Source organism: Desulfovibrio sp. (genome assembly GCF_047607245.1).
Taxonomy (GTDB): Bacteria; Desulfobacterota; Desulfovibrionia; order Desulfovibrionales; family Desulfovibrionaceae; genus Desulfovibrio.
This window is the reverse complement of record NZ_JASGDK010000070.1, coordinates 66,945-81,339: the sequence shown is the minus strand read 5'-3', so window position 1 is coordinate 81,339 and position 14,395 is coordinate 66,945. Positions and strand designations below refer to the sequence as shown.

10 protein-coding genes are annotated in these 14,395 nt (G+C 58.0%); 3 read left to right on the top strand and 7 right to left on the bottom strand.

Annotated features, from left to right (window positions below; genetic code table 11):
• Window positions 1-32 precede the first annotated feature (32 nt).
• Window positions 33-470 (top strand): MbtF, encoded by a 438-nt coding sequence (locus tag QM579_RS05560; RefSeq protein ID WP_414998186.1) that lies wholly within the window; start codon window positions 33-35, stop codon window positions 468-470.
• A gap of 425 nt (window positions 471-895) precedes the next feature.
• Here QM579_RS05560 and QM579_RS05555 read toward each other — a convergent pair whose 3' ends face one another.
• The 7 genes from QM579_RS05555 to QM579_RS05525 all read right to left on the bottom strand — a co-directional run bounded on the left by QM579_RS05555 (window position 896) and on the right by QM579_RS05525 (window position 11,912).
• The gene (locus tag QM579_RS05555; protein WP_414998185.1) at window positions 896-2,605 is read right to left on the bottom strand and encodes an FAD-dependent oxidoreductase; all 1,710 of its coding nucleotides are present in this window, start codon (window positions 2,603-2,605) and stop codon (window positions 896-898) included.
• A 185-nt stretch (window positions 2,606-2,790) separates the two neighbouring features.
• Window positions 2,791-4,764, bottom strand: coding sequence for a selenocysteine-specific translation elongation factor (gene selB, locus QM579_RS05550; protein ID WP_414998184.1), 1,974 nt, complete (start codon window positions 4,762-4,764; stop codon window positions 2,791-2,793).
• Window positions 4,765-5,017: 253 nt separating this feature from the next.
• Window positions 5,018-6,055, bottom strand: a complete 1,038-nt coding sequence (locus tag QM579_RS05545) for a chemotaxis protein (protein ID WP_414998183.1) — start codon at window positions 6,053-6,055, stop codon at window positions 5,018-5,020.
• Window positions 6,056-6,238: 183 nt separating this feature from the next.
• Window positions 6,239-7,105: a 4-hydroxy-3-methylbut-2-enyl diphosphate reductase gene (ispH, locus tag QM579_RS05540; protein WP_414998182.1), complete on the bottom strand. Its 867-nt coding sequence runs from the start codon at window positions 7,103-7,105 to the stop codon at window positions 6,239-6,241.
• An 85-nt stretch (window positions 7,106-7,190) separates the two neighbouring features.
• Window positions 7,191-8,186 (bottom strand): tRNA dihydrouridine synthase, encoded by a 996-nt coding sequence (locus QM579_RS05535; protein ID WP_414998181.1) that lies wholly within the window; start codon window positions 8,184-8,186, stop codon window positions 7,191-7,193.
• Window positions 8,187-8,551: 365 nt separating this feature from the next.
• Entirely contained in the window at window positions 8,552-10,777 is a 2,226-nt protein-coding gene (locus QM579_RS05530) for a SulP family inorganic anion transporter (RefSeq protein WP_414998180.1), read from the bottom strand.
• A 1-nt stretch (window position 10,778) separates the two neighbouring features.
• A complete protein-coding gene (locus QM579_RS05525) occupies window positions 10,779-11,912 on the bottom strand; it encodes a hypothetical protein (protein ID WP_414998179.1) in 1,134 nt (377 codons plus the stop codon).
• Window positions 11,913-12,400: 488 nt separating this feature from the next.
• Here QM579_RS05525 and QM579_RS05520 point away from each other — a divergent pair, with 488 nt between their 5' ends.
• Window positions 12,401-13,471, top strand: a complete 1,071-nt coding sequence (locus QM579_RS05520; protein WP_414998178.1) for a transglycosylase SLT domain-containing protein — start codon at window positions 12,401-12,403, stop codon at window positions 13,469-13,471.
• Between the two features lie 204 nt (window positions 13,472-13,675).
• Window positions 13,676-14,278, top strand: coding sequence for an OmpH family outer membrane protein (locus tag QM579_RS05515; protein WP_414998177.1), 603 nt, complete (start codon window positions 13,676-13,678; stop codon window positions 14,276-14,278).
• The last annotated feature ends 117 nt before the right edge of the window (window positions 14,279-14,395 follow it).

Below are 14,395 nucleotides of genomic sequence, written 5' to 3'. Positions count from 1 at the left end.
CTGCACAAAGCAATTGTCATTTGGAGGCTCTGATGCGTTTTGATATTTTCGGCAAAGCCCTGCGCGTCCTTATGCCCGCGCTCTGCGCGGCGCTGCTGTTGCCTGCCTGCGCCGCCAAGGAAACCGAAGAGGTTCCCGTTGGTATGGCCATTACGGTAAATTTGCGCGATGTTCACCGTTGCTCGCGTATTTCTCCTGAAATAACTGTGGCCGAAGCTCCCAATGGCACAGATTACTTTGATGTGCGCCTGGTGGAGTTCACCGGTGACTCTCAGGAACTTTTTCTCGGTGGCGGCGCGTGGAACAACGACGGTTCCGGCACCATACCTGAAGGCGGCTTGACCCGCCACTATCGTGGTCCCTGCCCGCCCAGCGGTCAAGCCAGGGACTTCGCGTTTATTGTTTCTGCTATGAACAAGGGCAGCATGCAGCCTCTGGCTGTGCGCCTGCACCGTTTTTCGCAGGAATGACGCTCCCGGTATAAGCATTTACAGTAAAATAACTGTGAACCCGGCGTCCGTACAAACGGTCGCCGGGTTTTCTTTGGCCTGATTTCAGAATTTTCTTGCTCTGCATCGGAAAGTAGAAACCGCTGCCGTTGGGTTCGCCTTCCCAAGGCGGAATCCTTTCAACATTCTAAAATAAAAATGTTTTAATAGTTGTGGGGCAGAGATCCTTTAGCAAAAGGATCTCTGCCCCACAAAGCGTTTCTAGCGAAAGTATGCCTCCTGTGCGGGAGGCAACTGCCTAGGTACTGTCTCTAATTCTTTTGCCCAGCTGGCTGCATCAAAAGGCCATTTTTTACTCCAGTCATGTACTATAAAAGTACACTACTTTCATAAAAAAGATCTTTTTCCTTGCCCTTGGGTCAAAACCATTTATTTAGAAACAGCACCTAGACGGAAAGGCCCATCTTGAGCACGGCCTGCATGCCGCCCGTGGAGTTCACCACGTCGGTGACGCCGTGACGAGCCAGAACAAGCAGGCTGTCATAGGCGCGCAGCCCTGTGTTGCAGATGATGGCCACCGGGCGGTCTTTGGGCACCTCACTGATGCGGGCGGCCACTTCTTCCAGCGGGATGGCGTGCCAGTCAGGATGCTTTTCCTGCACGGCGCGGCCTGCGGCGGCGGGGCGGGCATCAATGAAAAACACGTGGTTTTCTTTGCGGTTCTTCCACATATCCATAAACTTGTCGCCGGTGACAGGGGTGAAGCGCCCGGCCAGAACGTTGTCAGCCACGTTGCCCACCACATTGACCACGTCCATTGCTGATGCAAAGGGCGGGGCATAGGCGATTTCAAGGTTGGAAATGTCTTCAACCGTAGGCTTGGAGTATTGCAGGGCAGCGGCCACTGCGTCCACGCGCGCCTTGAGGGAGTCGCCGTCGGCGCAGGCCCCCTGCATGCCGAGCACGCGGCTGGTGGCTTTGTCCACCACCAGTTCCAGAGTCATCATGGCCTTTTCGGGATAAAAGTGGGCGTGGTCGAATTGTTCGACGCTGACGCTGATGGCGTCAAAGCCTTCCTTGCGCGCGTTGTCAACGGTGAGGCCCACACCGCAGAAAGAAAGATCAAAGAGTTTGACGGCCCAGGAACCCACATAACCGTGGAAGCTGGCCTTGCCGCCAGCCAGATTGGTGCCGATAACGCGGCCCTGACGGTTGGCCATGCTGCCCAGGGGCAGATAGCCCAGTTTGCCGGTAATGAGATTTTTGATGGCAACGCAGTCGCCGCCAGCATAGATGGACGGGTCAGAGGTGCGCATGTGCTGGTCAACGATAATAGCGCCGAAGGGGGCCACGTCCAGCCCGGCTTCCTTGGCGATCTGCCCGTTGGGGATAAAGCCTGCGGCAAAAATAACCAGTTGGGCATTCAGCTCGCGCTTGTCGGTGACGACTTTGCTTACTGTGCCGTCCTTGCCTTCAAGGCGCACGACCTTTTCGCCCGTGTACACGTCGACGCTATGGGCAACGCAGTCATGCGCGGCCATCTGGGCTACGGAATGCGAAAGCACACCGGGCAGAATCTGGTCCACCATTTCCACTACACTGCACTTGACGCCCCACATGTCGGCCAGAGCGACGGCAGCCTCAAGGCCGATAAAGCCGCCGCCCACAATAACGGCCTCGGTGATCTTGCCTTCCTGGCAGGCGCTTCGGATGGTTCCGGCAGCTTCCAGGCGGGTCAGGGAAAGAACGTTTTTGAGGTCCTTGCCTTCAACGGGGGGCACGCGAGGGGTTGCGCCAGTGGCCAGCACCAGCTTGTCATACGGCAGCTTTTCTTCCTGCCCGGTGACGACATTTTTTACGGCAAGGGTTTTGGCAGCGCGGTCAATGGCTGTGGCGCGCGTCTGCGTGCGCACGGTGACGCCTTTCATATCGCGGAAAAACTCCGCGTCGCGCACAGTATGGTAGGGGGTGGAGCGCAAATCGTCCAGATTCTGGATTTCACCCGACACATAGTAGGGAATGCCGCAGCCTCCGTAGGAGATGAAAACATTTTCATCCACCAGGGTTACTTCCGCTTCAGGCATAAGACGTTTGCAACGGGCCGCAGCCTTGGGGCCAAGGGCAACGCCGCCCACTACCAGAATTTTTTCAGACATTTCTGCGCTCCTTACGTGAATGTATTATGAGCAAATGAGCATTATTAACGTATTCTAAGCATGATTTGCAACAGGAACAGTAGCAGGGAACCGGTATTTTTATGATCCGTACGAGGCGGCTGGTCCGGCAGAATTGGCCCTGGCCTGCCCGCTGACCCGCCAGGCCGACGGCATATCGGGGCATATCAGCGGCCCCGGTAACGGCGCTGGTCGCCCACGCGCACGGTGATGCGTTCGTTGTCCATATATTCCAGCAGGGCGATAAGGTACTTGCGCGAAAGCCCCAGTATTTCCTTGAGACTGCCTACGTCCAGATTGTCGTTGCTTTCAAACCAGCGCCGCACACGTTCAAGAATATCGGTCAGGGCAGGCCCGTGGTAATAGAGGCCATCCTTGATCTTGACCAGCTCACCTTCCTCGCAAAGCAGGCGCAACACGGGGGCGGCTTCCTTGGCGCTGACGCCCAGTTCTTCAAAAACGTCCTTGGCATTGGGGGGCGCCAGGGCGGAAGCGGTATGGGCATCGAGCAGCTTTTGCCGCAGACCCGCCTGATCAGCCGCAAGGCTGACCTTGTGTTCCGCCAGCCGCAATCCCTCGCCCTCGGGGGCAAGTTGCCCTTGCTTGAGCGCTGTATCCAGCACGCGCTGAATAAGGCGCTGGGGCAGGGTTTTGCTCCAAACGGCGCAAAGGGCGCCGCGCGTGAAGCCGGGCTTGAGAGGATCTTTCTGGTGCAGCTCGGCACCACGGGCAAGGCAGGCTTGCAGCAGGCTGTCGAAAGGTTCTTTGGCAATCCAGAGGCGGCCTTCCTTGTCCCAGCACAGGGCCGAACCTCGCATAGAAAGCAGCTGCAGACCCGATTCCAGCGCAGAACGGGGAAAGCCCGTGAGCACCCGCAGGCGGGCTTCGTCTGCCCCTTCGCTTCCGCGCAGGGTGAGCACGGTTTCAATGAGCCCTGCTCTGGCTTCGTCCCGCGCCTTGGCTCCGGCCTTGCCAGCCGGGGCCATTTCAATTTCCTGATCCAGAGCGGGCAGCTTTTGCAGCAGGGCCAGTTTTGCCTGCAAGCCCGGATCTTTGCGGCGCAGCTCGGGCGGCAGCGGGCTTAAAAGAATGCCGCCCGCAACTGTGCGCAGGGGCGAATAGGCGCGCACGACGCAGTGGTCGCCCAAAATGCCCACCATATCGTCCTTGAAGCGGATTTCCGCCAGAGCTGTTTCGCCGGGGGCCAGTTTGTCCCTGTCCCAGAAAACAACGCGCGCCGGGCATTCCAGTGTGCCGTGGTGAAAATGTATTTCCACTCTCTGGCGCAGGGCGCGTGGAGCGGAAGAAAGGCAGGTGAGGCGCATGAGCCAGCGCTTGGCCGGAAAAAGTTCGCCGGGATGGGTCAGCACCTGACCGCGTTCGATGTCGCCAACCTCAAGGCCCTGCACGTTGGTGGCGCAGCGCTGGCCTGCCTGCACTTCGTCCACGCTTTTACTATGGCGTTGCAGGCCGCGGGCTTTCGTGGGGGTGTCCGGCGGCATGAAGCGCACTTCATCACCAACCTTGACGGCTCCGGAAACAACCGTTCCCGTAATCACGGTGCCGTGTCCTTTCATGCTGAATACGCGGTCCACAGGCTGACGGAATATGTCGCTGCGGCGGCGGGCGGGCAGATCTTTTGCCAATTCAAAGACGTACGAACGCAGCGCGTCCACACCTTGTCCCGTGGCTGACGATACCGGAAAGATGGGCGCGCCTTCAAGAAAGCTGCCAGCCAGAAAGCCGCGCACGTCTTCTGTGACCATGTCCAGCCAGTCGGCTTCCACCATGTCGGCTTTGGTCAAAGCCACAAAGCCGTTACGTATGCCGAGCAGAGAGCATATCTCAAGATGTTCGCGGGTTTGAGGCATAACGCCTTCGTCAGCCGCAATGACCAGCATGACAAAATCAACGCCAGCGGCCCCGGCCACCATATTTTTTACAAAGCGTTCGTGTCCGGGCACGTCCACTATGCCCAGCCGTTCGCCGTTGGGCATGTCCACCCAGGCAAAGCCAAGCTCAATGGTGATTCCCCGGCGCTTTTCCTCTTCCAGCCGATCGCAGTCGATGCCGGTAAGTGCCCGGACCAGTGACGTTTTACCGTGGTCGATATGACCGGCTGTGCCCAGCACTACAGCCATATGATACCCCCTGAAGTTGTTGCCTCAGGATAGCATGTGGTAAAGGCCATTTGCAAATATGCGAAAATCTGCATTTTGCGGCAAATATCGTGCTGTTTCTCTGAAAACGGGCAGTGCAGAGGTAAATATAACTACCCTGAAAAGAGCAGATTTTATGTGGGCAGCCGAAGTGGAACGCAAAAAGCGGGGCGAAAACGCCCCGCTTTTATCTTGTGATTCTATGTTGCGTTAGCAAAACAGATTCGTCTAGCAGCTATACCGCCTGACTTGTCATGTGTTTTCCACCAGCAGCGGCCTCTTCTTCACGGGCCTTGATGAGAACCATCGCGCGGCGGGCCAGCTGGGTAACTTCTGGCTTGGAGATCTGGTCGTCGGCCCCGACGCTGTCGCCCTTGTGACGGAGCTTGTCCGTAATAAGTGACGAGAACAGGATTACGGGCAGCTTGCTGAGCACATGGTCGGTTTTGATGCGGTGGGTGAGGTTAAGACCGTCCATAACAGGCATTTCGATGTCTGAAACCACAACGTGCACAAAATCCGAAATGGGCTGTCCGTCTTCTTCGCAGCGGCGCTTGATGTCTTCAAGTCTTTCCCAGGCAGCACGCCCGTTGGAGACGACCTCAACAGTAAACCCTGCTTTTTCCATCAGGTCGCGCAGCATTTCGCGCACAAGGGCAGAGTCGTCTGCCACCAGGGCGCGGTAGCCGGAATTGCTCCAGTCCTTGCCAAGGTCGTCCAGTCTCAGGCCCAGCTTGGGATTGAGGTTGGCCACAACCTTTTCCAGGTCCAGCAGAAAAATGATGCGGTCTTCAAGTTTGACCACGCCGATGACCGTATTGTTGGAAACAGCGGCCACGTATTTGTTCGGCGGCTCGACCTGTTCCCAGCTGATGCGGTGGATACGGTTGACGCCAGACACCATAAAGGCCGTGGTGACGTTGTTGAATTCCGTCACGATGGTCTTGGGCTGTTCTTCATTGCCGGGATGGGTCTTGCCAAGCCACATGGCCAGATCCACCAGAGGAATGATGCGTGACCGCAGGTTGAACGCGCCAAGCACGCTGGGGTGCTGTACTTCCGGCAGTTCCGTGACCTTGGGCATGCGGATGATTTCCAGCACCTTCGCCACGTTGACGCCGTAGTAACCACGGTAAGAGGGCGCGGGAACGGGCTGGCCGTTTTCATCCAACTGGGGGGCTTCGCCGGAAGGTGGAACGAATTCGTCTAGATAGAATTCCACCACTTCCAGTTCGTTGGTGCCGGCTTCAAGTAGAATATTGGACTGGGACATGCTGCCTCTCCAGTGTCGTGCCGCACAGGCGGGTCGTTAGCGCATTTCACTTTTGAAATGCTGTGGCGGCTGCGTGAACAGACGCCCGCCGTGGAGGCGTAAGCGCAACTTGTTTGCGCGGTTAAGCGCCGGAACGGGCGTGTCTTAAATTTTGAGAATGCATATTTTCAACGCTACTCTGCTCTAGAGCGACGAAAGCCATGCCTCGGCTGCGTCTATAAGACTTTTCGGCGTAGAAGCGCCAGCCGTAAGGCCTGCCTGCGACTTATTTGCAAAATTTGCTGCTTCAAGCTCTTCGGCACTTTCAACATGATAGGTGGCAATACCGCTGAGGGCAGCCACATCCGCCAGACGCCGCGTATTACCGCTCTGGCGTCCTCCAACGACTACCATGACATCTACCGAGGAGGCAATATTTCTGGCTTCTTCCTGCCGCTCGCGGGTTGCATCGCAAATAGTGGACAGGATTGTAAGATCCTTGAGCGAGCTGGACAGCGTTTCGCGTATGGCCGTAAAAATTTCGCGGTCCTGTGTGGTTTGCGAGGCCAGAACATAGGGCCGGGCCGGGTCCAGATGCAGGGCCGCCAGCTCTTCGGCATTGCCGAATACGTGGGCAGGGCCGCTGGCGTAAGAAATAAGGCCGCGCACCTCGGGGTGATCTTCTTCGCCGAAAAGCAGAAGGGTTGCGCCCTGGGCCGTGGCGCGCGCTATGGAAAGCTGCGCTTTTTTGACCTTGGGGCAGGTGGCGTCCACCACGGTTGCGCCGCTTTCAAAGACCTGCCGTTCAACCTGCCGGGTGATGCCGTGCGCGCGGATGACGGCAACGTCGCCAGGTTGCAGTTGCGAGGGTTCCTTGACGCAGGCAACGCCACGGGCCTCATATTCGGCCAGCACCTGCGGGTTGTGGATGATGGGGCCAAGCGTGCATATGCGGCCCGGCTCCACGCCTTTCACCCGCCCCGAGGATCCTTCAAGGGCGGAATTGAGCTTTTGCAGGGCCAGACTGACGCCCATGCAGAAGCCCGCTGTTTTGGCGCGGCAAACGTTCATGTGTTCTCCTGCTGTGCCGGTGCCGTCTTGCGAGGCAAAACTGGCATGACCGTCACAATCGATTTTCCTGTAGAAAGGCAGCGTCTCAAACAGTCAGGCATCTGTCCAGTGCTTCTTCAAGTTCTTCCCAGCTCGAGCAGCGGCAGAGCTCCTGCCGCAGCGCCCGTGCGCCGGGCAAGGAACGGACGTAACGCGGCACGACGCTGCGCATTTTCCATATGGCCGCCTTGCCGGGGCAATGCAGCTGGGCAAGCTCCATATGGCGTAAAATCATGGCCTTGAGTCCGTCCGCATCCTGGGTTTGCGGCTGCCTGCCCGCGCAAAGAGCTGCATGGTCGGCGAAAATGGCCGGGTTGTGCATGGCCCCACGCGCGTACATAAGTCCCGCAACGCCTGTCTGCTCAAGGCAGGCCATGCCGTCGGCGGCGCTGAAAAGATCGCCGCTGGCCATCAGCGGAATGGACAGGCGAGGGGCCAGATCTGCCAAAGCCTGCCACTGGGCTGTGCCGCCAAAGCCCTGACGGGCCGTGCGCGGATGCAACACCAGCCAGCCCGCGCCTGCGTCTTCCAACCGCAAAGCCAGGTCTGGCAATACGGGGCGCGTGTCGTCCAGACCCAGGCGCAGCTTGAAGCCCACCCTTCCCGGCCCGGCGGCAGCCAGCATGGCACGGGCCACCTCAAGGATGTTGTCCGTATCACCAAGCATGGCAGCTCCCGCGCCCTGACGCAGCACTTTTGAAACAGAGCAGCCCATATTGAGGTCAAACCAGCCGTATCCGGCTTCGCGCAGCAGGCTGACAGCTTGGCTCAGAAAAGAGGCTTCGGCTCCAAAAAGCTGTACCACCAGCGGCTGGTCTTCGGGCAGGCTCATCAACAATTCGTTGGTGCCGGGACTTTCATAAACCAGACCCTTGGCGCTGACCATTTCCGTCACGCAGACGGCGGCTCCGTATTCGCGGCAGAGAAGGCGAAAGGGCAGGTCGCTGTATCCGGCCAGAGGGGCCAGCCAGGGATGCTCCCGGCCTATGGGCAGGCTTGGCGGGTTGCAGGGGCAGGGGGGCAGAGAAAAGGCCTTGCTCACGGGAATCCTTAAAAAATACTGACGGGAGTCTGTGTTATACGTTTATGCCGGGCTGTTGACCTGTGCGGCTGCGTAACAGCCTTGCCGTATCGGGCATTTTAACTTTGAAAATGTAAATGCTCTACCGCTGCACGAGAGACCGCGTACCGTAGAATGGCGTGGACTCTGCAGACATTACATCCCCCGGCAGAATGTCAATGGTGAAATTGAAGTATTTCACCGTTGATCCGCTTGGGAGACGTTGACGGCAGGCAATGCCGCAAAAGCATCAGCACGCAACCCACCAATTTTGCCGGAAAAGAGGTATGGTATCAACCCGCGCTTTTTTCAGCTTTTGACGTAGCACACGGGCCTGATGCCTTTTGTTATTTTTGCGTTGTTGCTGATTCTCCGGCGGGCACAGTCGGGCCTTGCAGTTCGTCGGTTCCGGGAAAGGGCGCAGGAGGGCGCGGACCAACGATGGTAATGCTGGCTTCGGCAACCTGATCGGGCATACCGGGCAGGCCTGATTGAGGATCTGCCTGTGACTTTGCCGGGGCAGGCGCATTTTCGCCCGAAATGTCAGGGACGGCGTCGCCTGTACTGCTCGGGGCGCTGCTGTCCCGGGCAGTTTTTGCGCCCGCTTCGTCTGCCTGATCCGCTTCGTTTGCCTCAGCAGCGGCATGTGCTTCTTCTTTTTTTGTATCTTCGTGAATATCCAGCGGCATCTGGTCAATCTGCGTGGGTGCAGTACTGGCGGCAGCGCCAGCCTCTGTGGCGTTAAGAACTGGCGGTTCCTCTTCTTCGCCCTCGCTGCCATCCCCGGCAGGGGAAGTGACAATGCCTGCCTGCGAAGACCCTGCTGCGCCGGATGAAGCCGCCTGAACCGCGAGGTCGGGCACAGGATAGACGCACTGGCCGTCACGGCAAGTGACCCGGTCCAGAAGAGAGGCCGCCTGGCGCAGCCCGTCATTGGTGGTCTCGGCCACAAAGCCGTTGCTGAGGTGCTCAAGTATGCCCGTGCGTTCAAGGATGCGGCTCACGGCCCGGCTGCCCACCACAAGAATAACGGGGATGCTGCGGGCGTAGCAGCGCTCTACAAATTGCGACAGGGCGTGCGCGCCGGAGGCGTCCAGCCAGAAGACACGGCTCAGATGCAGCACCACAAGGCGGGCGGGTTCTTCGTCTTCTTCATACAACTGGCGTTCCAGTTCGTGGATGGCGCCGAACAAGAGGGTGCCTTCAATAACATAGACGGCGATGCCTTCGGGCAGTCCTGCGGGGGCGTCGCGCAGCAGCGGATCGTTGTCGCGCAGCCTCCGCACACGCGGGTGGGCGGTCTTATAAATGAAGAGCACCAAAGACAGCAGCACGCCGATGAAAATGGCTTTTTCAAGGTCGAAAATAAGGGTGGAGGCAAAGGTCATTGACAGCACGATACGGTCAATGCGCGTGGCCACAAGGCACAGGCGTATGGCCTCGACATCAATCATGCGTGCGGCGATAATGAGCAGGATGCCGCCCAGGGCAGGCAAGGGCAACCACGAGATGAACGGGGCCAGAGCAAAGAGCATAGGCAGGGCCAGTATGCCCGAAAAGACTGTGCCCATACGTGTGCGGCCGCCTGATGTGACCATGAGCGCACTGCGCGTGAAGGAGCCGCAGCCCGGTATGCCAGAGGTAATGCCTGCGGCCATATTGCCGAGCCCCTGGCCTATGAGTTCCTGGCTGCCGTCAAAGTTGTCGTTTTTGACGCTGGCAAGCTGCTTGCCAATGGCCAGAGATTCCACCGTGCCCAGCAGGGCCAGAGCCAATGCGGGCATAAAGAGGTCGCGCACAGCGGCGAGGTCAAAGGCAGGAGGCACAGAAAGCGGCGGAATGACATCGGGAATGGCCCCCACAAGGGGAACGCCGTACTGGTCTGCCCTGAAAAGCCACGCAATGGCCGTCACTACGGCCAAAGCGGCCAGCGAGGCGGGAAAACGCCGTGAAATACGCTTGAAACTTATGGCCAGCAGTATGGTCAGGCCAGCCAGCGCCGCGCACCAGTAATTGGCCAGCGGCAGTCCGTGCAGCACGTCGAACATCTGGTAGAAAAAGCCCGCCTGCTTGGGGCCGGGTATGCCGAGAACCGTTTTGAGCTGCCCCATGCCGATGAGCAGGGCTGCGCCTGTGGTAAAGGCCACCATAACCGAATGCGAAATAAAGTTGGCAAGGTCGCCCAGCCGCGCCAGCCCCATGCCCACCTGTATGAGTCCGCAAAAGAGCGCAAGACCGAAAATATAGGTCATGCGCACTTCTTCCGGCATATTGATGATGTGTACGCCGCCCACGCTCACCGTGGCCATAGTGGAAAAGATCACCATCGAAATGGCGTTGGTGGGTCCCGCAGCCATAAAGCGTGAAGAACCCCACAGAGCCGCCAGAATGACGGGCAGCATACACGCGTAGATGCCGTACTGCGGGTGTACGCCCGCAATGATGGCATAGGCCATAGCCTGGGGAACGGCCATAGGCGTGACAGTGACGGCGGCCATAAGGTCCGCTTTGAGATCACGGGGCGAGTAAGTCTTTAGTGTGGTCAGAAAAGGAAAGATGCCCGTCAGGCGCATGCTAGTCCTCCCTTGGCGGGTCGTCTTCCAGCCGCAGCACGTCATGTCCCAGGGCATAATGCATGAGACGCGGGCGCTCCACGGATTTTTTCAGGGAATTGATGATGCGGGTCATGCGTCTTGTGCCTTCCAGCACGCCGCCAAGGTGTCCCGCAAGTTCGGTAAGGTCTGCCCGTGCCAGGGCGCTTTCCAGTTCCAGGGCCAGCATACGGCCTCTGGTGCCCTCGGCAAATTCGGCCATCAGCTCGCGCGTGAGGCGCAGGGCGCGGGCCTGGGTGGCGTCAATGTCTTCCACCAGTTCGCCGCAATATTCCGCCTGGTTCCGCATGACGTTGAGCGCGTTGTTGCCATAGTGGGCCATAGCTCCGGCGGCTTTTTCCAACGCGTCGCGGGCTACGGCTATGCGGCGGCCCACTGTAAGAGACACCAGACGGGCGCACTTTGCCAGAAAACGTTCGTCATAGTTTTCAAAGCCATACTCCCTTGTGGTGTACAGCATGACAAGCCCGAAGGGCGGTTTGTCGCTGCGGTCGCGCAGCACAAAGGCCAGGCGCGAGCGGAAGCCTTCCTTGTAGATTACGCAGTCAAAGGAGTCGCCGCCTCTATCAAGAGCCTGAAGGTTGTTGGAAACCACATAGCGCGTGTGCCGCTGCAAAATAGCGTTCATGACAGGATGCTCGCGCAGGGATTCTTCAAGCATGGGAGCCACAATGGGAATGGATTTGCCGTTCACATGGTTGGCCGAGCGCGCCACCCACTCGCCTTCTTTGTTGCGCAGGCGGCAGACATAGAGTTCAGCGTGCATGGCATGCACAAGAATTTCGGCACTTTGGCGCAGCACTTCACCAGGAGGAGCCATGCGGTCGGCAATGGCAAGCAGGTCGCTGGAAACACGCAGCAGCATTTCCGTGTCGCTTTGCATGGATGCTACTGAAGACAGCAGGTGCAGCAGGCAGCGCCAGCTGCGCAGAGGCACGCCGCGCACCGAGGGTCTGTAGCCCTGCGTAAGGGTCCGCTTGGTGGCAGGAATCAGGCCCAGAACTGCCGCGCGCATTTCGGGCGGGGCGTATTTTAAAAGCCGTATGATCTCCTCGCGGATATATTCCTTGGTGTGCTGTGGCACGGTGTGCTCCATTTTCCGCAGGGTGATTTTAGTCGCGGTAGAAAAAGACAAAAGGCTGCGGCCTTGTCAAGCCACAGCCGCCTGGACGTTTTTTATTGAGAGGCAGGTCTGTTTTTATAGCTTGAAGCCCTGATGACAGACAAAAACAGGACTCGCCTCAGATTACCAAGCATAGTCCTGAATGGGCGACAGGTCAACGGCATTCATTATTTTGACCCTGCTGCCGCAGATCTTCGGATGGATTATTTAACAGCCTTGAAAAACAAATGATTTTTCAAATGGCAGTGAACTTGCATTTGACGAAATGCGGCCCGCAACGTGCTTTTGTGCGCGGACGTGGCGAGGAAACTGCTGGGCGGCGATACCGTGCGCCAATAATGTGCCGTGTGATCAGGCATGGACAATGACCCCGCGCCTGCTGTTCACTGGACCCGCATCAGAACCATTTTGTCAGAAATTACGTAAGATCAGGGCATGGCCCGCATATTTCAGGAATACTCATGAAGCGCCACAAAACCATTCTCATCATAGCCTCTTGCCTTGGCAGCGCATTGCTGCTTCTGGGGCTTCTGGCGGGTTTTGTGCCGCAAAAAGAGGGGCATGAGCTGCGGCGGCGGGTGAGCCCCGTGGTTGTCAGCCTGCGCCCGGAGGACATGCCTACGCCCATTGTTTCATGGAGCAATGGCTCGCGGCAGTGGTCGCTGCGCCGGGCGGCGTCGCCTGTGGTGGCTGTGGCGGGAGCAGCGCTGCCGGGCGGTGTGGAGGACGAACTGTTTTCACAGCTTCCTGACGCGTCGGCGCAGCTTGCCTCTGTACTGGCGCTGGATGGCGTTTCCATGCCTTTTCTTTTGACCATGCAGCCGCCGCAGTATGGTGACGCGCTGGACTCCAAGGGGCAGCCCTTGCGTTGGCTTGCCGCCGAAACCCTGCTGGAGGGCTATAGCCCGTTCATCCCCCGTTCAGGCAGTAAAGGCAATGCCGGGCCGATGGAAAGAGACGGCGCTTTGTCCGGCGACAGTTATTTGAGCTACGGCAGCCTTCCAGCCAGAGCCGCCCGTTATCAGCAACTGGTGGAAAATTTTGCCAGACGGTATAACCTCAGTACCGAACTTGTATATGCCATCATTCACAGTGAAAGCTCTTTTTCAACCACCCTGGTAAGCCACAAGTCGGCAATGGGGCTCATGCAGATACTGCCTGACACCGCCAGCGGCGAGGTGCATAAATACCTCTATGGCCATACTGGCGACGTGAGTTTTGAAGAGCTGCGCGTGCCGGAAATCAATATACGGTACGGCACCACCTATCTGCATATATTGCTCACGCGCTACTTTGCCGGAGTGTATGATCCGCTTGCCCGCGAGTACTGCGCAGTGGCGGCGTATAATATGGGCCCCAACCGTTTTCTGCGGCTCTTTGGCAAGACCAACGAGGAAGCTGTGGATGTCATCAACGGCATGACCGCCGACCAATTGTATGAAGATCTTACCAACCGTCTTCCCGTTGCCGAAACCCGTGCCTATGTGGCCAAGGTTGCGCGTATGAAGGGGCATTATGCCGCTCTGCAATAGAGGCGTGCCCGCGCAGCGGATTTTTATGCCCAGGCCGCGTGTAAGAAAATCCGGCAGTTTTTTGACTGGATATTTTTATGAACAGTGGGGTTTGGCAGGGAAAAAACGGTTGAGGTACCAATAAAAACAACGTACACCATTGGCAACACGCCGTGAGGGCTTTTCAGCGTAACACGGCAATTCTGATGAGGAGTATCCATTACCATGCGAATCCGTTATTTTTTGCCGCTGGCCCTGATGTTGAGCCTTATGCTTATTGCCTGCCAACAGGGCGAAGGCTCTTCCCAGCCCAAGCTGGCGGTCGTGGATATGACGCGCATCATGCGCGACAGCGAAGCCGGAAAGGCCGGGGTGAAACACCTTGAAGCTCTTCAGGCCGACATGCAGGAACAGCTGAACGCCATCCAGGGGCGTCTGGAAAAGAACGCCAACGATGCTGACGCCCAGAAAGAGCTGCAGACCGTCTACATGATGTCGCAGCAGCGTATGCAGGTGGAGCAGCAGAACGTGGTTAACGTTCTGTATGACACCATGCAGCGTATTATCAACGCCTACCGCACCGAAAAGGGCTACGCGCTTATCATCAGCTCTGAAGCCGCCGCTTCCTTTGATCCCAAGGCTGACGTGACCACAGACATCATCGCGGCTATGAACAAGCAGAAGGTGGACTTCAAGGCTGCAGCTCCCGAAGGCGCTGCCGATGCCGCAGCTGCCCCCGCGGCAGAAGCGCCCAAAGCCGCCGCTCCCGCTGAAAAGCCTGCCGACAAGGCTGCTGAAAAGCCCGCTAAGCCTGCTGAAAAGAAATAAGCTTCGCATCCCGTTTTCGTAACCGGTTCACGCCGGGCAGCGAAAAAGTTAGACCCCCGGTCTCAGGATCGGGGGTTTTGCTTTGTGGCTGCCGAAACAGGCGTGGCCGTTCCTTGT

Bases quoted from the DNA above. Each gene is read 5' to 3' on its own strand.
- QM579_RS05560 (WP_414998186.1), top strand. From the start codon at position 33: ATGCGTTTTGATATTTTCGGCAAAGCCCTGCGCGTCCTTATGCCCGCG.
- QM579_RS05555 (WP_414998185.1), bottom strand. From the start codon at position 2,605: ATGTCTGAAAAAATTCTGGTAGTGGGCGGCGTTGCCCTTGGCCCCAAG.
- selB (WP_414998184.1), bottom strand. From the start codon at position 4,764: ATGGCTGTAGTGCTGGGCACAGCCGGTCATATCGACCACGGTAAAACG.
- QM579_RS05545 (WP_414998183.1), bottom strand. From the start codon at position 6,055: ATGTCCCAGTCCAATATTCTACTTGAAGCCGGCACCAACGAACTGGAA.
- ispH (WP_414998182.1), bottom strand. From the start codon at position 7,105: ATGAACGTTTGCCGCGCCAAAACAGCGGGCTTCTGCATGGGCGTCAGT.
- QM579_RS05530 (WP_414998180.1), bottom strand. From the start codon at position 10,777: ATGCGCCTGACGGGCATCTTTCCTTTTCTGACCACACTAAAGACTTAC.
- QM579_RS05525 (WP_414998179.1), bottom strand. From the start codon at position 11,912: ATGGAGCACACCGTGCCACAGCACACCAAGGAATATATCCGCGAGGAG.
- QM579_RS05520 (WP_414998178.1), top strand. From the start codon at position 12,401: ATGAAGCGCCACAAAACCATTCTCATCATAGCCTCTTGCCTTGGCAGC.
- QM579_RS05515 (WP_414998177.1), top strand. From the start codon at position 13,676: ATGCGAATCCGTTATTTTTTGCCGCTGGCCCTGATGTTGAGCCTTATG.